This is a genomic window from Mesorhizobium sp. WSM3860 (genome assembly GCF_002294995.1).
Classification (GTDB): domain Bacteria; phylum Pseudomonadota; class Alphaproteobacteria; order Rhizobiales; family Rhizobiaceae; genus Mesorhizobium.
In genome coordinates this window covers 63,901-84,883 of record NZ_NSGF01000021.1, presented here as the reverse complement: position 1 = coordinate 84,883, position 20,983 = coordinate 63,901, and the positions used below count along the sequence as shown (strand labels likewise).

17 protein-coding genes are annotated in these 20,983 nt (G+C 58.2%); 11 read left to right on the top strand and 6 right to left on the bottom strand.

Features of this window, described 5'->3' with window-relative positions:
• Window positions 1-269 precede the first annotated feature (269 nt).
• The gene (locus CK220_RS26040; protein WP_141245229.1) at window positions 270-575 is read right to left on the bottom strand and encodes a hypothetical protein; all 306 of its coding nucleotides are present in this window, start codon (window positions 573-575) and stop codon (window positions 270-272) included.
• A 188-nt stretch (window positions 576-763) separates the two neighbouring features.
• Window positions 764-1,384: a type IV toxin-antitoxin system AbiEi family antitoxin domain-containing protein gene (locus CK220_RS26035; protein ID WP_095814267.1), complete on the bottom strand. Its 621-nt coding sequence runs from the start codon at window positions 1,382-1,384 to the stop codon at window positions 764-766.
• A 227-nt stretch (window positions 1,385-1,611) separates the two neighbouring features.
• On the opposite strand from CK220_RS26035, the gene CK220_RS26030 reads away from it, so the two are divergent.
• A complete protein-coding gene (locus tag CK220_RS26030; protein ID WP_095814266.1) occupies window positions 1,612-2,025 on the top strand; it encodes a transcriptional regulator in 414 nt (137 codons plus the stop codon).
• Between the two features lie 185 nt (window positions 2,026-2,210).
• A complete protein-coding gene (locus CK220_RS26020) occupies window positions 2,211-2,537 on the top strand; it encodes a hypothetical protein (RefSeq protein WP_095814264.1) in 327 nt (108 codons plus the stop codon).
• 12 nt (window positions 2,538-2,549) lie between these two features.
• Here the strand turns inward: CK220_RS26020 and CK220_RS26015 are convergent, their stop codons facing one another.
• The 4 genes from CK220_RS26015 to CK220_RS26000 form a co-directional block, all read right to left on the bottom strand.
• A complete protein-coding gene (locus CK220_RS26015; protein ID WP_095814263.1) occupies window positions 2,550-4,094 on the bottom strand; it encodes an exodeoxyribonuclease I in 1,545 nt (514 codons plus the stop codon).
• Window positions 4,095-4,504: 410 nt separating this feature from the next.
• Window positions 4,505-5,458 carry a hypothetical protein gene (locus CK220_RS26010; protein ID WP_095814262.1) on the bottom strand — a complete coding sequence of 318 codons (954 nt, stop codon included), beginning with the start codon at window positions 5,456-5,458 and terminating at the stop codon, window positions 4,505-4,507.
• 10 nt (window positions 5,459-5,468) lie between these two features.
• A complete protein-coding gene (locus tag CK220_RS26005) occupies window positions 5,469-5,831 on the bottom strand; it encodes a hypothetical protein (RefSeq protein WP_095814261.1) in 363 nt (120 codons plus the stop codon).
• Window positions 5,828-6,787, bottom strand: a complete 960-nt coding sequence (locus CK220_RS26000) for a helix-turn-helix transcriptional regulator (RefSeq protein WP_095814260.1) — start codon at window positions 6,785-6,787, stop codon at window positions 5,828-5,830. The genes CK220_RS26005 and CK220_RS26000 overlap by 4 nt, the downstream gene beginning before the upstream one ends.
• A gap of 1,069 nt (window positions 6,788-7,856) precedes the next feature.
• Between CK220_RS26000 and CK220_RS25995 the strand changes: the two genes are divergently transcribed.
• From CK220_RS25995 to CK220_RS32620, 9 genes are all read left to right on the top strand, one after another.
• A complete protein-coding gene (locus tag CK220_RS25995) occupies window positions 7,857-8,351 on the top strand; it encodes a hypothetical protein (RefSeq protein WP_095814259.1) in 495 nt (164 codons plus the stop codon).
• On the top strand, window positions 8,348-9,217 hold the full coding sequence (locus CK220_RS25990; protein WP_176479212.1) for a DUF3102 domain-containing protein: 870 nt from the start codon (window positions 8,348-8,350) through the stop codon (window positions 9,215-9,217). The genes CK220_RS25995 and CK220_RS25990 overlap by 4 nt, the downstream gene beginning before the upstream one ends.
• Before the next feature lie 278 nt (window positions 9,218-9,495).
• Window positions 9,496-10,251: a recombinase family protein gene (locus tag CK220_RS25985; protein ID WP_245429407.1), complete on the top strand. Its 756-nt coding sequence runs from the start codon at window positions 9,496-9,498 to the stop codon at window positions 10,249-10,251.
• A gap of 197 nt (window positions 10,252-10,448) precedes the next feature.
• Complete coding sequence (locus tag CK220_RS25980; RefSeq protein WP_095814256.1) at window positions 10,449-13,499, top strand: DEAD/DEAH box helicase family protein; 3,051 nt, start codon at window positions 10,449-10,451, stop codon at window positions 13,497-13,499.
• Entirely contained in the window at window positions 13,499-15,409 is a 1,911-nt protein-coding gene (locus CK220_RS25975) for a DUF262 domain-containing protein (protein ID WP_095814255.1), read from the top strand. Before CK220_RS25980 ends, CK220_RS25975 begins: the two co-directional genes overlap by 1 nt.
• A gap of 7 nt (window positions 15,410-15,416) precedes the next feature.
• The gene (locus CK220_RS25970; protein ID WP_095814254.1) at window positions 15,417-15,746 is read left to right on the top strand and encodes a hypothetical protein; all 330 of its coding nucleotides are present in this window, start codon (window positions 15,417-15,419) and stop codon (window positions 15,744-15,746) included.
• Window positions 15,747-15,836: 90 nt separating this feature from the next.
• On the top strand, window positions 15,837-16,838 hold the full coding sequence (locus CK220_RS25965; RefSeq protein WP_095814253.1) for a hypothetical protein: 1,002 nt from the start codon (window positions 15,837-15,839) through the stop codon (window positions 16,836-16,838).
• A gap of 58 nt (window positions 16,839-16,896) precedes the next feature.
• Window positions 16,897-17,235, top strand: a complete 339-nt coding sequence (locus CK220_RS25960; protein WP_095814252.1) for a hypothetical protein — start codon at window positions 16,897-16,899, stop codon at window positions 17,233-17,235.
• A gap of 20 nt (window positions 17,236-17,255) precedes the next feature.
• Window positions 17,256-20,348, top strand: a complete 3,093-nt coding sequence (locus tag CK220_RS32620; protein ID WP_095814251.1) for a site-specific DNA-methyltransferase — start codon at window positions 17,256-17,258, stop codon at window positions 20,346-20,348.
• Window positions 20,349-20,983 lie beyond the last annotated feature (635 nt).

The window sequence follows — 20,983 nt, the reverse complement described above, 5'->3', positions numbered from 1 at the left end:
TATCGAGCAGGATATCCAGGGAATTTGTTGCGGGCATGGTCGTGCAGGATCACTCGATCGAAGTGTTCGCTAACGAAAGGATTATCTGTCCCAATCCCACAGAAGATAACGGTTATGAAGTGCTGATGGGGCGGAAGCGTTTTTCGCAAACGGCGTCGCTCCTGGAAACACACCGCGCGGGGTCGATAAGCCTCAGCTTGCCCAATCGACAGGGGCTCTCGGTCGCGCTTCATCTCGACATGAATTGCCATCGTCTGTCCGGCTTGGTTTCACAAAAAGAACATCGCATCGATCTCCATCGAGACCGACTCGTCAATGCGGCAATCGCACGACCGGCAAGGCTCATACCAATAGTTCGACCAGAACGGGCACTTCATTGAGTTAGCTGGATCTCGCTGCTTCCATTGCTCTCGCCAAAGCGGCTCTGCGTCGATGTAGGACGTCTCGTATTTGGTTGATTGCAGCAGGAACGCGGGCGACTCGGCAAGGTCTCTCACTCCGCGTGCAATAGCCGCTAGGTAAGGCTGCGCAGCTGGCTGGTAGTGGCAAAAGCCATCGTCGTAGAATTCAGGCATCCGAAGCCGCCCCTCCATTTCCCCAATGGAAGGTCTACCCCACTCGCCGGCGTTAGTTTAGAGACTTCCAACAAAGTTTGGGCAGCTGCTCAAGCGCATGCCGATCTGCGATTGCTGGCAGTCGGACCGCTCCTGGCGAGCGCGTTCGAGCACGCGCGCTCTGACGGAGAGCGCCAAAGGTGCGAAGGTCACGCGCCATCGGGGACCATCGCCTCGACATACGGGCGCATCACCGACCAAGCTCGGCCAGACTGGGCGAATTTCCACAGCTGGTCCGGCCTGGCCCGCCGCTTCCTGAGGCCCTCTCGGAGCCCCTCGAGCGCGATGTCGAGTCCAATCTTGTTGCGGTAGCGAAAACAGTCCACGATGGTTTTCGCTGGCTCAAATACTGGCACGTCGACGCCTTCGATGCGGTGCCGTTTTATGCCTTCCGCCAGGACGCGGCCGCTGAAGCGGACAAATCGGATGGGCGGATAGTCGACTTTCGGTTTCCATGCCGTTCGGTCGATGGCCATCCAGATGGCTGATGGCATGTGCAGCGTCAGATCGTGGAACTCTAGCGCCGAGGTCAGGCAGATCACCCCTTTGGGAACCAGCGCCGAAGCTTCAGCGATTGAACGGCGTGCATCCGGCACCGCTTCGGCGAACTGGTAGAGGCCACGCGCGGGCCGCACGACCTCACCTCCTCGAACCATGCGGGCTATAGTCTCTGGACTCACTCCCGCCCCAATCAGGTCGCGCAGGCGGACCAGGCTACCGTCCCGCAGCAGTGCACGGGCGTGCTCTCGCTGTCCAGGCTTATGTGACATATTCTCGACACCTATGTCTACTAGCCGAGGTTATATCACAATGGATTGTTCTTCGAAAAGCTTTTATCCGCTCCATGGTCTCTGTCGGATAGTGCCTACGTAAAGGACGCAAGGCAAAACCACGACTTAAAGTATTTCTCCTATATAAAGTGAAATGAACCCACTACTCGATCGCTATAACTCTCATCAATAAGCACATTCGTGCTGCATGACGAGAGAGGATATCTATGGCAAAAGGCACAACAACTAGGCCTTATTCTGAAACTAGGCTGGCAAAATTCGTTGAAAGGCGCGTTCTCGAGCTGAAGCCGCGCAAGACGCAGTCGCTCATCTCGAGCGAAGCTGGCTTCGCGCAACACAACATGCTCACGAACATCAAGGCCGGCAACAGCAAACTGCCGCTCGATCGCGTCCCAGCTCTGGCCAAGGCGCTCGAGTGCGATCCGGCCCTCCTTTTTATGATGGCCGTCGAGCAGCTCGGCGGCGACACAACAGAGTTCGCCATCCGGAAGATTTTCGGAACCCTCGTGACCGAAAACGAAACTGCTTGGCTGGAGGAAATCCGCAAGGCTTCCGACTACTCGGACCCGAGCCTTACATCCAGGGCCAGGACGGTGCTCCGGGGGATTTTCGGGAAATGACAGGGGCTCATGATGAAACGTCGGTGAGCTTCAATGAGAGGTGCGCCGAGGAAACAGAGATCACGCCAAACGAACTCGCTTGGATCGAATTCATACGACTCGCGAGCGGCGACGCCGATCCGCCACCAACATTGAGACGCGTGCAGATCCTGCGACGGCTTTTGCAGGATCAGGATCCGTGACCAATGAGCAAAAAGCCTCGTTTCAACTATCGCTGGCTTGGGGCCTCGATCCCGGAGAGGCATTGGCATTTCCATCGGCAGCTCTTGCGTCGATACGGGATCGTTCTTGAGCCAGGTGAATTTTCGGCCATCCTGAGCGACATCAGACATGGATACGCGAAACTCATCGAACCGCGAAAGAAAGGCACTGCGATCTATTCGGTGAGAATCATCAGCGTCGGAGAGCGCATCTACGTCCTATCTGATGGCAAAGACCTCTTTACCGCATGGCCGCCGAAGAAGCGCCTGAATGACAAGCGCCGAGCGATGCGCTGGCGGGAGGGCGGCTGATCGCAACCTGCTTCAACCAACGATCGGAACCTCCAACAGCTGGCGCGCTTCTTCTCGCCAGGTCCTCAGCTTGGTCAGGTGCTCGTCAAGCCTTTGTCGATCGTCCAGCGCCAGGTCCGCCAGCATCGTTTCGCCATCCCAGATCGCTTCATCGAGCGTTACCCACCGAGTTGCCTCATTGCGAGCACGGATCCGCGCGGCGATGGCACGAGCATACGTGTTTCGCATCTTGTCTGGCATGACGTGGGGCGCGTCAAAGTAGACTAGGCGCCGAGACAGGCCTCTTAGTCGCCGGTCGGCGAACTGGCCAGATATCTCCAGCCTTTGGGGCCATTCAGCCTTGTGGAACTCGTCGACCAGATACTGGTCTCCCGGTGAATAGAACCCGCCGTAGATCTGCTCCTCGAGATGCGGGCTCTCGGGGAACGGAGCTCGACTGGATACAACGGCTTCAATCAGGCGCTTTCTCAATCCTTCATCCGCTCGCACTTGTTCAGCGCGTCGCGCGATCTCGTCGAGGCCGATTTCATACCCTGATGCCTTCGGGCCGGCGACTTCGATTGGCAGGAAGAGGGGAGAGGCGTTCAGCTTCAGAGACGATACCGGCCTGGGCTTGGTCTTGATATGGACGCTAAGCTCTTCGGCCGTCATTGCAGCGAGCAATACCGGATCTTGCCTAAGATCGAGCGTGAAGAGCTCGCTGGAATTCTCAGGATTGATCCCGAGGGCCGTAACCAGGCTCGGCACACATCGCGCAAATCGCAGCAGCGTCGCAACAAATGCTGGTTGATCTTCGACATATTCGGTTGCGAGCGCCTTCGTCCGGTAAGCCATCGCCGATTGCCAGATCAGCGGCGCATGCGCACGAACGAGCCTCGCCAAGTGAATAGTGGCATGAACATCGGCCAAAGCATCATGTGCGTCGGTGTGATCAAAGCCGTTCGCTGGTGCCAGCCGATCGAGTTTGAAACTTACACGTCCCTTCTCATTCACAGGCCAGTTAAGGCCACCCGGCGCGAACGCGTGTGTTGCGATCATCAGGGGCAGGATGTCGAGCCGCGAATTGCCGCCGGTGTTGGTAAGGTAGATCGGCAAGAGCGAGCTGTAGAAAGCTCGCCGAAGCATCTCCTCGTCGAACGCGAGTGAATTGTAGCCAACCACCGTCGCCGGTGACCACGAGCTCATCACCTCATGGATACGCCGGCACATCTCGAAGTGAGAGGGCAGGGCAGGATCGAACAGCTGTGCGACGCGAACGCCCGTGACAAGCATTGCACCGGGCGAGGGCACGATGTGTGGGAGCAGCCGTGAGCGTATCTCGAACGTGTCGACTACGTTGAGATCGTCATCAGTCAGAACAGCCGCAAACTGGAGTATCTGATCGAAGGATCGATCAGCTCCGGTCGACTCTATGTCGTAGAAAACGAAAGCCATCCACGCCTGCCCCAAGTGAATTAATGCACGAATACCTATTCGGATGACAAGGTCGCGCCCCCCTTTCAGCAGAACCTCAGCTTCTTGAATGTAAGCAGGGAGAGCCTGGGTAATCAGCGCCATGCGGGTGCCGATCGGCAGGTAGGTCAGCTTGATCGCGCGAACAGCATAGGAAATAGGTATTCGGACTCCTTCGCACCAGTTAGGGCTGGTTTCCGCCGCCCTATTAACTCGACGACCAAGTCGGCATGCATTGTGTATGCTGGCTTCTTTCCGACCAGCCCACCGCTACAGGTTCCTCGAACCTACATGGTTGCCAGCTGAGGGTCCCCGGAATGTGCGCCCCTTAGGAACCAACCGACATTATTCTTGGGGCGTATCCAATGGATGGAAGTCCTAGGGGTGCCGCAGTCCATTCATCCGGATGCCTTTTGGCGCCCAGAGATTCGGAAAACCGGAACCACCTCTCCAAGTGGGGTCTGCGTCTGGGACCATCGCACAGAGAAGATCCTGCCGTCGCGATGATACCGAATTCACCGTAGTGCTAAACTATCGAAAAGCTCCCGGTTCTCCTTCCAGAACGTTAGGAGCTTGGCAGCGGCCGCGTAAGCCGCTCGGACCTTTGTTTCGATGACGTTGTAACCATCCGCAATAACGAATTTCTCAAGACCCGCGATCCTGATCGCGGTTGACTTGCCATTCTCAACAAGACTGCCAGGCAATTGGAGGCCCTTCAGGCACAACGCAAGATCGGCATAGTTGACGTTCTTGATGGCGAGATCCACCTCGCCAAGATGACCCTTAAAGTCGACGCGCAGATAGTCAGCCATCCCACCCGTTCTGGGCGAGAAATAGACGCTCCGCGGATAACGTGTCTTCGGAGGGACAAAGAAGCCGGGGAATTCGCGTTCGAGCATGACGTAGACAGCCTCCCACCAGTCAGCCAGGTAGGGCTCGACATCTACAACATGCGCGTCCCTTGCTGCCGGCGAGGTTCTTGGAAGTGCTGCACGAAGGAACTCCGCCTTGTAGGCTGCGCGGTGGTCATTCTTGTTCTGCTCCAGAGCTACAGCTGCTTCCTCGAATGTCAGCCACAGAACACCATCGGGCAAGCCAGATCCATAGCCCGCCGGAGCGAACAGGACCACCGAGTAGCTTTTGCTTTCCCCCCGCAGCTGCTCGGCGGCTGCTCTGCGTTGGTAGCGTGCTAGCTGATCCGGCATGAGCGGCGCCGAGATCTTGTCTTCTATGAAAACGCGGTGGACACCGCCGTCCGCCCGCCGGAAGCAGGCGATCACATCAGCCTCACTGCCATCCTCGACGACAGATATGCGGGTTTTGAACGCTGGTCCGAGAACCGGGATCTGAGGCGAAGCCCGGTCCATGAACCAGGCAGCGAATTCGCCATTAACGCGTAGCTCCTCCGCAAGGAGAAGATCGATATCCCGCTCCTGGAAGTTATAGATGTGGCAAAGTTCGTTGACCATGTTGGCTCCCTCAAGAAAGATATGCGAGCGGTTTATGGTGGCGTCGGCGTCGGCCGTGGTAGGTAGTCACGATCGAGGCCCCACAGATCACCACAACCATATTCAAGGCTCGCTCAATCGATCGGATTGTTTGGCGCAGTTCTCGCATTTGTTCCGCCTTGCGCCTGGTCCATGGTCCGCGCAGTATGGCGCTTTGCTCCGCCTTCAGCTCCGCCACACGTCCGAACGCTTCAGCAGGATCGAGATCATAGCGATTCCGGCCAATGTCCTTCCCGTATTCGACTATCGTTTGGATGACACCATTCCGAATGCCCCTCTGGTTGGCTCGGATTGCGGCGTGGCGTGCAATGCGCACGGAGCTGGCGAAGGTCATTTGACTTTCTCCTCTGGCTGGGACGCGCGGGTCGAATATTTAGCCGTATTGGGATGCAGTCCAGGGTAGGTGTCGATGCACCATTCTTCGTCTTCCGGACCGTCGACCTGCTCGCCTATCCAAGCGATGCGCTCAGCACGCTGATCCTCGGCACGTAGCTCTTGCGGAATATCGTGCAAACGCACCTCTCCGCTGACCAAAGCATAGATCGCCTGGTTTGCACCTGGCTCGCCAGGATGGCCGGCGACGTCGTAAAGGGCCTTGCGGCAGACGTTGTGTGGCACTTGTAGACCGGGGGGAGTCAGTGAGACTTTACGAAGCCCGATGAGTTCTATGTCGTCTGGATCGTCGGCAATAGCATCGACCCAATCCAGGAAGCGGTTCGATTCGAACAGTCCGGAAGAAAGCTGGGACGGAGTGAATAGAGCGTCGTTCTGGATAGCTTCGGCTTCTGCGCCGATCCCTTCCTCAATGGAACTGAGCATCTCACGTTGGGCTTCGGTAAGGACGTAGCCCATGGAGCCCCTGGCTCCATCCAGATGGGCAGCCGCTTCCGCAACCCTTTCGCGCCGCCAGGACAAACTCATCCGTGCCGCCAGCACGAACAGCATCGGCGCTGCGTCGATCAAGTCGCGCATGGAGACACCATAGCGCTCTTCGATGAGGTCGTATTGCAGTCGAATGTGCGCGGGGATTGAAAGATGAAGCGCTTGATTTCGCAATGCGCCCAATGTGCCGCTTTCGTGCCTCAGTGCACTTGGATCTACGTTCATTCCTTCAGTTAGCTTCACAAACGTATTTTGGCGGACGGGATGACCACCGTCGTCACTTTGCTTTCTCTCCAGCGCAGCGATTTGGCGAAGGGACAGGCCGGATCGCTGCGCAAGCTCCTGTTGCGTCCATCCTCGCAGTTCGCGCTCAACTCGCAGTTTCGTGGGGTCGATTCTCGTTTGCATCGCTTTTCTCTGCCTGTTTGATGCATTAGTAACCGCTTAATGGGTTTGGATGCAAGGCAATTATGCAATTATTATGCATTTAATAAGAGAGAAGCGCCCATACGGTTGGAGTTTGTGCATCTAATATGCAGTTATAGATGCCGGGTCAGTGGGGTTCGCTCGCTATCGCGCACAAGCATCGCCATCGTGGGCCGTAATTCGCGAAACACGAGTGTGGGCCACGGGAATTCGGGTGATGGAAAGAACCCAAGTCCCGCCCATGGCGGACGAACTCCTCAGTCAGGTTGACACCCGTCGGTAGGTTGACATCTGCAACCCGTCCAGCTGTTAAATCATCGTTAAATCATCGTGAAATGTTACGCCATGTTGACGCAGGTTTCCCTCCGCGACCGCCGTGCAAAAAAAGTCTGGCGACGACAACATCGAAATCGCATTACAAACGACACAGAAGCGCGCCAGCGCGTGTCGACGCTCTTCGATGAGAGGAGGGAGACAGCGGCCAGAGAACGGATAGCACTGCAGAGCTTCCCTGCAACGGAACGCTGACTCCGCAACCGGTTCGGACGCAAACCCAGGCACGGCAAGGCCGAATACATATCCAGGCTCCGCTCCTCAATGTCGGCCAGCAGAAACTCGCGTCTGATCACCGCCATCGTAGAGAGAGATCCGAGGCTTGAAGAGCGCCGCGCAAGACGTAAGGGCGCGCACGCGCCGGAGTCCGTTAGCGAACGAGGCCAAGGATTTGGGGTAGGGCGGGTCACAGAATTTGATGGGAGGATTGCGCGACTCCATTGATCTCGGTCCGGTCAGGGAAGCCGCGGTCCACCCATGCTGAAGGACCTCTCCATACAAACGTGCCCGGCCAAATGCGAAACGATTTCGCATTTCGGATCGATTGCCACGAACCGTGGAAGGGTCGAACCCTAACGAATACCGGCTGCGTGTCCAGGTCGTCTGTGGCTACGCTGACAGGGAGGCATGACGCCGACCACGCTTCTCGCATTTTGCGTCTTGACATTTAACAGTTAAATGTTAAATTGCACTCATCACGCAGAACGAGGAGCGTCACATGGCCAAGACATCGGCGGAATACCAACGTGCCTACCGCCAGCGAAAAGCCGAGCTCGCGAAAAGAGCCGGAGATCCCACTGACAAAGTCGCGACGCAGCCCTTCAGCGAATTTCTCCCCAACGACGGAAATTGGCCAGTGATTGAGGAAGTGCTCGACTGTGTCGGCGTCACCCCACCAGCCTTTGACTCCGACACTGACGATCAATGGCAGGAGCAGTGGGGTGAGCCCTATCGCGCTTCCATCGGCCGAGCAGAACGGATGGTCGGCGCCTTCCTCGATGCAGCCTCCGGACTCGCCAGTGCGATTGCTCGATACAAGCGCCAAGAGATCGACCGAGCAATTGCCGACCTCGAAGTATCAGACCTGAACGATGCAGCATCCAGGAAGGCCGCGCTCTCACAAATGATGCGCTTAAATCAAGTCCGCGAGCAGCTCGACAGGCAAGTGCGGTGGACGCTCCCTCAATGGAAAACGACAGGAGACTCAAAATGACCGAAGTGTCACCAAAAACCGTGGACAGCGCGATGGAAGATCTCGACCTCAGCGCAGCCGAGATGAACCAACTTGAAGCCACCCTTGAAAATGACGCGAGCCGCGAGCCATCTGATCACAAGGTGAGCAAGACAGTGCCCCTGTCGGCATCGTTTAGACTCGCCATCTACAACGCCCTCCAGCCAGCTATTGCCAAGATGGCCGAGGAAGCGGCCGGCCGCATTCACAGTCATGGCGAAAGCGCTAGGCGCAGTGTTGTTGAGATTGGTAAGGAATTGCGAGCGATGAAAGACAAGCTCGGCCACGGATTTTTCGGCAAGTGGATTGAGGCCGAATTCGATATGACCGCCAAGACAGCCCAGAATTACATGAACCGGGCACGTATGGCCGAGAAGTCCGAGTCCGTGCCTGGTTTGTCCGACACCGCCTTGCAGCTCCTGGCGGCGCCTAGTGCGGACGCTGTTCGCGACAAGATCATCAAGACCATTGCAGATGACGTCAGGGCCGGAAAGCCAGCGCCAAAGACAAAGGCCGTCAAGGAGATGATCAGCAAGGCTACAGCCAAGCCCAAGGCTCCGCCGGCCAGCACGTCGGCGACCAGTGCCACCCCAGCCAAGGCTGCGCCGGCCGGCACGTCACCAGTCCCGGCTAAGCCTGCGACACCTGCGCCGCCGTCGAGGCCACTGAGCTCGTCGACAACTATATCAACCAAATCTGGTCCGGCTGCGGCGCTTGCTCCGTCGGCAACGAGCAAGCCGCCGATGGTCGTCACGGCATTGACCAAAGCGAGCCCGACGCGACCTGCGACCGCCGAAGAGATTGCTGGGCGGCGACAGGGTTGGTCGCACACATCAAATCGAAATTAGATCTGGTCAAATTCGCCAGGCTCTACGACATCGCCGGGCATGAAGCTTTTCAGAAGGCTCTGGCTGATGCGTTGAAAGCCGCTAGCCACGCCCAACCGACAAAGCAGGCCGCTTAGCCAGGCACAATCAAGCATGTGGCGAGCCAGCCCACCATCAGGGCGTGGCTTGCTGCTCCAGCAGGTAGTCAGGTGTGAGCAAGTCTAATCGGGGTCGTATTGGTTCGCTCAGCCACCCCTATTACTCCCAGCTATTACTCTATGAGGAGGTATACCTTGAAAATGAACCGTTCATTGGGGAAAGAGGCCATCGCATACAGGAGGGTCTCGACGGACAAGCAGGGCCGATATGGAATTGGGCTTGAAGGCCAGAAGGCTGCGATCGACAGGTATGCCCAATTGAGTAAGCTCAGGATCACCGGCTCGTTTGAAGACGTCGCCACGGGGAGGGGTGACCGTAGCCTGTCTGCCCGCCCTGGCTTGTTGCTCGCGCTGAAGGCAGCTGAGGAAACCGGACGACCAATCATCGTGTCGGATTTGGATCGTCTATCCCGCCATAGCGGGACTATCAACGCGATCGTGAAAAAGCATCGCATCACTATCATCTCTGCCGGCGACGGCGAGATCCGCAATGCGGTTCTGTTGGAAACCAAGGCGGCTCGTGCCGAACGCGAAGGCGACCTGATCGCCGAAAGAACCCGGCATGCGCTTGCTATGAAGAAGGCTGAGGGAGTGCTTCTCGGGAATCGGGTGAACCTGCCTCAGGCACAACGCCTCGGTGCTCAACGAAAACGAGAAATCGCTGATGAGAAGGTCAGGCAGATCGCATCTGTCCTGAAGACACTATCCGGCGAGAAGACTGCCCGCGAGCTAGTCAACATGCTGAACGAGCTTGGTATCCGCACTAGCCAGAATCGGCTCTGGACTGTCCCGGCTCTGCGCCGGCCGCTCAAGGGTGCCCGTGCTCTGATCGAGGAGGAACTGCAAAGGGCTAGTAGGGCGCCATATGCAGACAATCCACGATTTGGCTTGTTCTAGCAGTCTACTCCGGCTTTTGTCGGGGAAGGCCGTCGTGTGCGCGGATCCTTCGATCTCGAATACGAAATGACTTCGTATTTGCCGTAAAGGCCAGGACGCCACAGAATTGTGAGAAACACTGTGCCAGCCCTCTATTGAGTTGATCCGCCGGCCGTTTCCGGTTCAATGTCCGTCGCGCAAATCGTTTGGCGGGGGCTATGACGAAACCTTTCTACCTCAGTCCGATTCTGAATTCGCCGTATTTGGCGCCGACGCGCCATCACGCGCTGAGTGAGGACGGACAGCCGATGGAGCATCCGCCGATCGAGGGCCGTCGGCGGTCGAAATACGTCACACCGGTCCCGAGGGCTCGAAAAGTCAAAGGAAAGGGCGACCGGCAGCAGCAGGACTTCGGGTTCGAGCGCGCTGCAGACGGGCAGGCCTACAATCCAACGCCGATCATCAACGAGATCCGGGGATATCTGGAGACCTGGCGCTCGCTACCCAACCCCAACGACTGGGGTGTAACGCCAACGACCCAGCGTTTGCTGCAGCATTGGCGTCATCATGACTTCCAAAGTGCCCGACCGTTCTTCTGCCAGGTTGAAGCGGTGGAGACGGTTGTCTGGCTCACAGAAGTCGCGCGAGGGCGCCGGCAGTATGCGCATATCTTCCGCCACCTTGAGGAAGCGAACGCGGGGGCAAACCCAGAGCTGTTCCGGCTCGCGTTGAAGCTGGCAACGGGCGCCGGCAAGACGACTGTCATGGCGATGCTGATTGCCTGGCAGGCGATCAACGCTGCGCGACAGCCGAACTCGTCACTATTCTCCAAGGGGTTTCTGCTAATCGCGCCGGGCATCACGATCAAGGACCGGCTGCGTGTCCTGAACCCCGCCGATAGCGAAAACTACTATCAGACCCGCGAGTTGGTCCCGCCTGAGCTCATGACGGACCTCGGCAAGGCTAAGATTGTCATCACCAACTACCACGCGTTTCAACGCCGCGAGAAGCTCGAGACCAACAAGACTGGCCGCGCAGTGTTGTCAGGTTGGCGCAACGAGGAACTCATCACAAAGGAAACCGAGGGGGAGATGTTGCAGCGAGCCTGCGGCGAGCTGCTCTCATTAAAGAACATCGTCGTGATCAACGACGAGGCTCACCACTGCTACCGCGAACGTCCGCCGACTGAGGAAGAGCTGGCGCTCAAGGGCGACGAAAAGGAAGAGGCAGAGAAGAACAATCAGGCTGCACGGCTCTGGATCTCCGGGATCGAGGCTCTAAAACGCAAGGTTGGGGTTCGCGCGGTCTATGATTTGTCGGCCACGCCTTTCTTCCTGCGCGGTTCAGGCTACGAGGAGGGGACACTGTTTCCTTGGGTCGTGTCGGACTTCTCGCTGGTCGACGCCATCGAATGCGGCATCGTCAAGCTGCCCCGCGTTCCCGTCTCCGACAATGCGGTCAACGCCGAAACGCCCGTCTTCCGCAATCTCTGGGACTATATCGGCAAGGAGATGCCAAAGAAGGGTAAGGGTAAGGCGGGCGAGCTCGACCCACTCCAGCTACCACCCAGGCTGCAGACGGCGCTCTATGCGCTCTACGCCCACTACGAAAAGGAATACGAGGCCTGGGAGCGGGCTGGCATCGGCGTGCCGCCCGTATTTATCGTCGTTTGCAACAATACGGCGAGCTCGAACCTCGTCTATGAATGGATATCCGGCTGGGATCGAGAGGTCGAGGGTCAGCGTCAGAACATTCATCGCGGCCATCTCAAGCTCTTCAGCAATTTCGACCAATACGGCAATCCGCTGCCGCGTATGAACACGTTGCTGATCGACAGTCAGCAGGTCGACTCCGGCGAGGCGCTCGACGAGAACTTCCGCAAGATAGCCGCCGCTGAGATCGAGCTGTTCCGCAAGGAGAAAGCGGCCCGTGAGGGTGCAGCCGAAGCCGATAAGATCTCCGACTCGGATCTACTGCGTGAAGTGATGAACACTGTCGGCCGCAAGGGCAGGCTCGGCGAACGCATTCGCTGCGTTGTCTCCGTTTCGATGCTGACCGAGGGCTGGGACGCCAACACCGTCACCCACATCCTCGGCGTGCGCGCTTTCGGCACCCAGCTCTTGTGCGAGCAGGTGATCGGCCGTGGCCTGCGCCGCCAGTCCTACGAACTCAATCCTGAGACCGGCCTGTTCGAAACAGAATATGCCGACATCCTCGGCATCCCCTTCGACTTCGCCACCGAGCCGCAGGACGTGGTGAGGAAGCCGCCGAAGCCAGTCACCCGCGTCTTCGCGGTCCGGGAACGCGAGCGGCTGTCGATCCGTTTTCCCCGTGTCGCGGGCTACCGGACAGAGCTGCCGGACGACCTCATCAGCGCAACCTTTAGCGCGGACTCCCGGCTCGAGCTGACGCCTGAACTGGTTGGGCCATGCACGGCCAGGCTCGAGGGCTTGGTCGGCGAAGGTCACGACATCTCGCCTGATGCGCTGGATGACATGCGGCCGAACACGGTCGCGGTGCACCTTACCAAGAAGCTGGTCGAGACTTACTTCCGCGACCCGGATCAGCCGCCGCCTTACCACCTCTACAACCAGATCCAGCCTATCACGCGGCGGTGGATCAGGGACTGCTTGGTGATGAAGGGCGGCACCAAGGCGGGCATGCTGACCTATGCCGAGCTCGCCGATATCGCCGCCGGTTTGATCTACAAGGCGATCGTCCACGAGGCGGGCGCCAGCGGGGAGCCCGTGGTCAAGGCTATGCTTGATCCCTATAATCCCTACGGCAACACCAGCCACGTCTCCTTTATCACAACCAAGACCAACCTTTGGGCTACCGCCGCCGACAAGAGCCACGTCAACTACGTCGTCTGTGACTCGGATTGGGAGGGCGAATTCGCGCGCGTCGTCGAGGGCCACCCGTCCACGCTAGCCTACGTGAAAAACCAGGCGCTCGGCTTCGAAGTGCCTTACCGCGATGGTTCGACCAATCGCAAATATCTGCCGGATTTCATCGTGCTGCTGGACGATGGAAAGGGACCTGACGACCCGCTCCAGCTCATCGTGGAGATCAAGGGCTTCAAGGACCTGAACGCACAGATCAAGGCCGAGACAATGCGCGCGCTGTGGGTGCCGGGTGTCAACAATCTCAAGACATTCGGCCGGTGGGCCTTTGCCGAATTCCGCGACGCTTTCGCGATCCAGGAGGAATGGGCAAATCTGACGGATGGGTTCGTCAGCCGAAACCACGCAGAGAAGGTTCCCGCGTAATGAGCAGTGCTTTTCAAACGAACAAGATCGGGCTGCATGACCTTCTCAAGGCCTGCGACCGTGGCACGCTGCAACTGCCCGATTTCCAGCGCAGTTGGGTGTGGGACGAGGACCGGATCAAGAGCCTTGTCGCCTCCATTTCGCGTGCCTTTCCCGTTGGGGCCCTGATGACCTTGGAAACGTCTGGTGTGGTCAGCTTCAAACCGCGACCGGTGGAAGGCGCACCGGAAGCGGCTCATGGCATCACGCCCGACGAACTGCTGCTCGACGGCCAGCAACGCATGACATCGCTCTATCAGGTAACCTTGCGCAACAAGGTCTTGGAGACGGTCACCCCGAAAAAGAAGCGGGTCAAACGCTGGTTTTATCTCGACATCAGAAAGGCGCTCGATCCGGAGGCCGATCGCGAGGATGCGATCGTTGGCGTCCCGGAAGACCGCATCCTGCGCGACAATTTCGGCAAGGACGTCGTCCTCGATCTATCGAGCCGCGAAAAAGAGTTCGAAGCCCTGATGTATCCGCTTTCCATGGTGTTCGACTGGATCACTTGGCAAATGCAATTCGTAGGCTATGCCAACAGCAGAGGCACCTTCAATGACACATGGCCGCTCATCAGCAACTTCCATGCGCAGGTGATCGAGAATTTCGTCCAGTATCACGTCCCGGTTATCGCTCTCGACAAATCGACATCGAAGGAAGCTGTCTGCCTCGTCTTCGAGAAGGTCAACACGGGGGGCAAACCGCTCGACGCCTTCGAGCTCGTCACGGCCATGTATGCGGCCAGCGGCCATGAATTGCGGAAGGACTGGTATGGCGATGGCAAGGCCAACGCCGGCCGTCATGGCAAATTCGCGTCATTCCTGAAATTGGCGGACGCCGAAAAGGGGATCTTGGCTGACGTCGGCAATACGGATTTCCTGCAAGTCATTTCGCTGCTGCATACGCGCGAGAAGCGACGTCAGGCGGAGGCTGACGGGAAGCAGGGAAAGGAGCTTCCGCAGGTCACCGGCAATCGCCATGCGCTGCTCAACCTGCCCCTGGATGCCTATAACAAATACGAGAAGCAGGCTGAGCAGGGCTTTCTCGCGGCCGCGAAATTCTTGCACATGCAACATATCTATCGCATCTATGACCTGCCGTATCAGTCGCAGATCATTCCGCTCGCCGCGATCCTGGCCGACCTGGGTGACGCCCGGGAGCACGAGGCAGTGCGCGCCAAGCTGGTGCAATGGTATTGGAACGGCGTATTCGGCGAGCTCTATGGCTCCGCCGTTGATACGCGCATTGCCAGGGACTTCATGGAAGTGCCTGCCTGGATACGCGGAGGTCCGCCGCCTTCAACGGTCAGCGAAACGATTTTCCGCGCCGACCGTCTGAAGACCATGCGCATGCGTCTTTCGGCCGCCTACAAAGGCGTCAACGCGCTGCTCATGAAGGAAGGCGCCGAGGATTTCCGGTCGGGCCAAGGCTTCGACCATACCGTGTTTTTTGGCGAGAACGTCGATATCCACCACATCTTTCCGCAGGCCTGGTGCAAGGCAAGGAACATCTCAAAGGATGTCTTTGATTCCATCATCAACAAGACACCGCTGTCCTATCGGACCAACCGCATCATCGGCGGCGACGCACCTTCGACCTATCTGGCGCAACTCGAACGCGGCAATCCAACGACGCCTGCCATCCCGCCAGGGAACCTCGATCAATATCTCAGGTCGCACCTGATCGATCCGGTCCTGCTGCGCGGCGACGCTTTCAATGCCTTCATGGCAGACCGCCAGACACGACTTCTGGCTTTGATCGAGAAGGCGATGGGCAAGGAAGCTTATCGCGGCGACGTCCCGGAGGAAGGCTTGGAGGACGAGCGCGATGACGACGGCGTCGAAGCCGAAATGACGATGGCGGCGGAGTGAGCAGACGATGGTCTATAACGACCTCAAGACCGACATCATCAACCGCTTCTGGCTGCACATGTTCGGCCGTCACAAGGGCGAGATGCTCCACGGCAAGGCACAGCCCCGCGGCGCGCGTTGGCACGACCTTCCAGGTATAGGCTGCTCCGTCAGCATTACGACGGCCATCGACTTCGTCCGAGTTTTCGTTCGGACGGTAGACGGTGGCAAGCCGTCCAAGCTGCGCGAGCGCCTGGGGCGCTGGCAAGTTGGTCCCGGGGCTTGGCGCACCGTTGAAGAGTCCCGGCGAGAGCGACAGGTTCTTCTCCAAGCGGCTCGAGCTGAACATGAACGATGAAAGCAACTGGGATACCGCTGCCGATTTCCTATGGGAGACATCGCAGCTCTGTGAAAATGCCTTGAAGCAGACTTTGGGCGGATCTGCTGCATGACCGCCCCACGCGAGCCGACCTTCGTCGAGCGGGAGCGCGCGAGCCAGGCCGCGTTCTTCCGCGCGACCTTGCCCGACGAGCGCGGATTTGACGGCTGCGATTACCGCCTTCCGCCTTATCGCAGGTTGTCAAATCTCAATCCTCAAATCCGAGATATTGCTGACCGCTATTTCGTCGACAACATGATCGCCTGGCACCAGCATGCCTCCCACGGCCTCTCCTCGCAGGTCTGCTGTCTCAATTTCCTGATGCCCCTGGCAACGCGTCCGGACATCCTGGCCAAATTAGTCCAGGCCGTAATTGGCGGTGACCTTCCCGAAATGCTGGCGGTCGAGAATGGTCCAAACGGCAAACCCTGGTTCGTCGGCTTCGAATGGATCGGCCGCAAGGATTACCTCAACGAATGGCCGCGAGCCGGTCTGCCGAAACGCGGTGCCAATGTCACCAGCGCCGATGCTGTTTTGCGCTTCCGTCGGGCTGGCCGAATCGAAACCTTGCTTGTCGAGTGGAAATACACGGAGTCCTATGGCGCTCCACCCGAGCCAAAACGAGAAGCTGAGCGTGTTCGCCGTTATCGAGGTATCGCATTCGCTCCATTCGGCCCTGTCCGCGGCGATGCTGACGTCAAACTCACCGACCTATTCTGGGAGCCGTTCTATCAGCTTGTCCGGCAGCAAATGCTAGCGGGTCGCATGCAGGCCACTCAAGAAGACGGTGCGGAACGCGTTCGCGTGCTTCACATCGCGCCTGCAGGAAACGAACGGTTGACTCGCGTGACGTCACCCGCATTGCGTCCGCTCGGCGATAACGCCTTTAAGGTTTACCGCTCAATGCTCGAATATCCTGACGATTTTATCAGCCGTTCGACTGAGTCCCTGTTTTCGCCGTTGATTGCCGATGCACCTAAGGGCGACGCCTGGGCGGACTACCTTCGCGATCGTTACACATTCCTGGCCGTGCTGGCGGCTCCATCACAAGACGAAATGACCACGGCATGAATGCAGAAGCCGTTGTGAGCGCTCTGCGCGCCACGGTTAAGATCCAAAGGGTGAGACGATGGCAAACTACAAGGACGGAGTGATCCGGGATGGCTCGTCGATTGGGTCCGGCAGGGCTTTGGGTAACCTCAAGAACGGTGTCATACGCAACGGGTCGTCGCCTGGGTCTGGAACTGCCCTCGGCAACGTCAAGGACGGCGTGATTCGGACCGGATCGTCACCGGGTTCCGGCTCCGCGATCGGGAACGTTAAAGACGGCATCGTGAGGAATGGGGCGTCCAAGGGCAGCGGCACGACAGTTGGAAAGGTGTCGGATTTCACGATCAAAGGCATTGAGCGGGAGCGCGACGACGAAATCGTCGCCGTCTATCATTTCCTCATAAAGAAGTTTCTCTGACAGCCAGTTTGGATTGCCTGATGGCCAAAACACCACGCGAGATCGACGCTCTCACCCATGATGCCGCACGGCGCATCAATGTTCCGACGGCCGAGATGGCATCGCTGTTCGAGCAGCAGCAGGAAATTCTTGGTGGCGACGACCGAGAGATAGTCATCGCCCGTCCGCGGCCGCTCGCCAATGGCGAGGAGCGGGATCGCAATCCCGACCTCGACCCGCAGATCGTCTGGAACGGCGCACGCATCCGGATCACCAAGGAGCAGATGCGCCAGCTTGCCGAGACGGGTGAGCTGGAGCTCGGCGACGCGCAGCTCGTCTGGCGTGGCAAGGACCGACAGGACTGGTCCGACCTGGTGGTCAACGCGCCGCCGATCTACGTGCAGGAGAAAGTGCATCCCAAGGCGATCATTGATGACCTCAAGCGCCGCTCGGACGCGCGCCGCGAAGCCGAAACCGATGCGCCGGATCTCTTCGCCGATTTCAACGGTATCACCGATCCGGAGGCGCGGGCTGAGTTTTACCAGCATGCCCAGCATTGGACGAACCGCTTCATCCTTGGCGACAGCCTCCAGGTGATGGCGAGCCTTGCCGAACGCGAGGCGATGCGCGGCAAGGTGCAGTGCATCTATTTCGATCCGCCTTACGGCATCAAGTTCAATTCCAACTGGCAGGTTTCGACACAGTCGCGCGATGTCAAGGATGGCAAAAGGGAGGACATCTCCCGCGAGCCGGAACAAGTGAAGGCGTTTCGCGATACGTGGAAGGATGGCATTCACTCATACCTCACCTATCTTCGCGACCGCCTTATGGTCGCACGCGAATTGCTGAGCGAAAGCGGAAGCATCTTCGTTCAGATTAGTGATGAGAACTGCCATCGCGTGCGAGCGCTTTTGGACGAAGTTTTCGGTGAGAGCAACTACGTCAACACGATCGCATTTAAAAAGAAGAGTGCAACCATCGTCACAGAGACAGTTTTCGATGAAATCCTTTGGTATTGTAAGTCTTCTTCTTCAATAAAGGTGCGGACAATATACGAGGCTCGCCGCAATCCTGAGGGCGAGACTAAGTTTAATTCAATGCTTCTGCCAGGAGGCATCATAAGAAACCTCACCAAGAGTTCTGACGACGAGATCGATGCGCTTATGAGCGCGGGTGGCAAATGGGCACGTGTAAACTATCCAATCGTCAGCCAGCATCCGAGCAAGACCCGCAGTGAGGACTATCAGTATCGGGGGCATGCAAAAAGTTGCGGTGCGAACAAGCAGTGGCGATTCAGCATCGAAACCGGCCTACCTCGATTGGAAAAGAGTGGACGCCTGTTCGATGGTGGGGGTGAGTCACTAGGAGGCGTTGCCCTTTGGGAAGACTGGAATCAAGTGGCACTTCCTAACATCTGGTCGGATGTGCACGGTGAAAAGTATCCCACGTATATCGTTCAAACCGCGACACTGCCCATCGAACGCTGTATCCTGATGACCTCTGATCCGGGTGACCTCGTGCTCGACCCGACGTGCGGCTCCGGCACGACGGCTACAGTTGCCGAGCAATGGGGCCGGCGCTGGATCACCATCGACACGTCCCGCGTGGCATTGGCGCTCGCCCGCACGCGGCTGATGGCAGCGAAATTTCCCTACTACTACCTCGCGGACTCGAAGGATGGGCGCGACAAGGAGCAGAAGGAGTCCGGTAAAATCCAGCCGCAGGGACCGACCTCCGGCGACATCCGCCAGGGATTCGTCTACGAGCGCGCGCCGCGCATCGCGCTGAAGTCCATCGCCAACAATGCCGAGATCGACGTGATTTGGGAGAGGTGGCAGGAGGTGCTGGAACCGCTGCGGGATGACCTAAACCGGATTCTAGGTCGCAATCAGCCCTGGGAGGACTGGGAAATCCCTCGCGAAGCAGGAAATCCTTGGAAAAATGAAGCGGTCGCTCTCCACACAAAATTGCGCGAAGCGATCGCTGAAGACGATCTCGGCAAGAAGCCCGAAAAGGCCCTTATCAAACTCAACACCACACTGGGGCGTGAATACACTTTCGAGACGTTGCCGGCGAAACCTCTTGATCCTTGGGCGAACGCTGAGGCGGTCAGAATTCACAGCCAGTGGTGGGAAGGCCGTATTGCGCGGCAAAAGGAGATCGACGCCTCAATCGCTCGGGCCGCCGATGTCGAAATGCTCTACGACCGTCCCTACGAGGACAAGTCCAAGGTGCGTGTCGCGGGCCCCTTCACGATTGAGAGCCTTTCACCGCACCGTGTTGTCACCGCGCGTGACGATACCCTCGGGGCGGAGATTAAGGCTGGCGAAGGCGCTATGCAGCCTGCACCTGCCAGCGTTCCTGAGATCGATTTCGGACAGATGGTGCTTGACCATCTGAAATCCGCCGGTGTCCACCAGCAGGCCAAAGCTGACACCATCCGATTCAACTCGGTCGAGCCGTGGCCTGGCAATTGGCTGGCGGCGAAAGGCATATACTCGGATGGCGACGGCCGCGAGAAGCAGGCTGGGATACTGATCGGCCCCGAGTTCGGCACGCTGACACGTAGCCAGATCACCGCCGCCGCCCGCGAAGCTTCCGAAGCCCGTTTCGACGCGCTGATCGCCTGTGCGTTCAATTTTGAGGCTCAGGCAAGCGACATCAACCGCCTTGGCCCGTTGCCAATCCTCAAGGCGCGAATGAATCCCGACCTGCATATGGCCGACGAGCTGAAGAACACCGGCAAGGGAAACCTGTTCGTCGTCTTCGGCGAGCCGGACGTCGATCTCATCGAGACCGCTAATGGCGAGCTTCAGGTGAAGGTCAACGGTGTCGACATTTTCGACCCAACGACCGGCGAGATCCGGTCCGACGATGTGAAGGGCATCGCCGCCTGGTTTATCGATACCGATTACAACGCAGAGAGCTTCTTCGTCCGCCACGCTTATTTCCTCGGCGCCAATGACCCCTACAGGTCCCTGAAGACGGCACTGAAAGCCGAGATCGATGAGGATGCCTGGCAGACGCTCTATTCTGACACCTCACGCTCGTTCCCCCGCCCGGCGACGGGACGCATCGCTGTAAAGGTGATCAACCACTTCGGCGACGAGGTGTTAAAGGTTTTTGGCGTGTGAGGTCGCGATGGAAGAGAGCGGGCGGGCTAATCCGAAATTACGGACTCTTCTGGCGTAAGAACGAAGTGGACTGGAAGCAGCGGCGGCGCGGAAGGCTTATTGGGCTCGGCGTGCGCAAGATAAACGGCGGCGTCAGAATGTTTGGATCTTATCAGGAGATCTCGCGCCAGACCGCACTTCGAATCCTTGATCTGTTGCCTACAAATCTGACGTCTCAGCAGCTAAAACGGCAGTGCACAGACGAGTCCGATCTTTACGAAGATTTGGCAGACTTGGACAAAGCTGGGTTTACCGCTTCAACCTCGCGAGCTGCGTTGATCGACGCCAGACTTGGGCAAGGCAAGTTCCGTAATCTAGCCCTCGCATTCTGGGAGGGGAAATGCGCTGTCACCGGCTGCGGTCTTGGTGAAGTCATTCGCGCTTCGCATCTGGCGGGATTCGAACAACAAGGAAAGGCTCGACCCGCGAAACGGACTGCCCCTCGTTGCACATCTCGATGCATTGTTCGATCGCGGTTTGATCTCGTTCGACGAGGCCGGTGACTTGCTGATATCGGTCTTAGTTTCGGATGACGAGCGACGCATACTGCGTCTGTCGGAGGGGTTGCAAAAGCCGCCGCGCAGTGAGACTGCCAG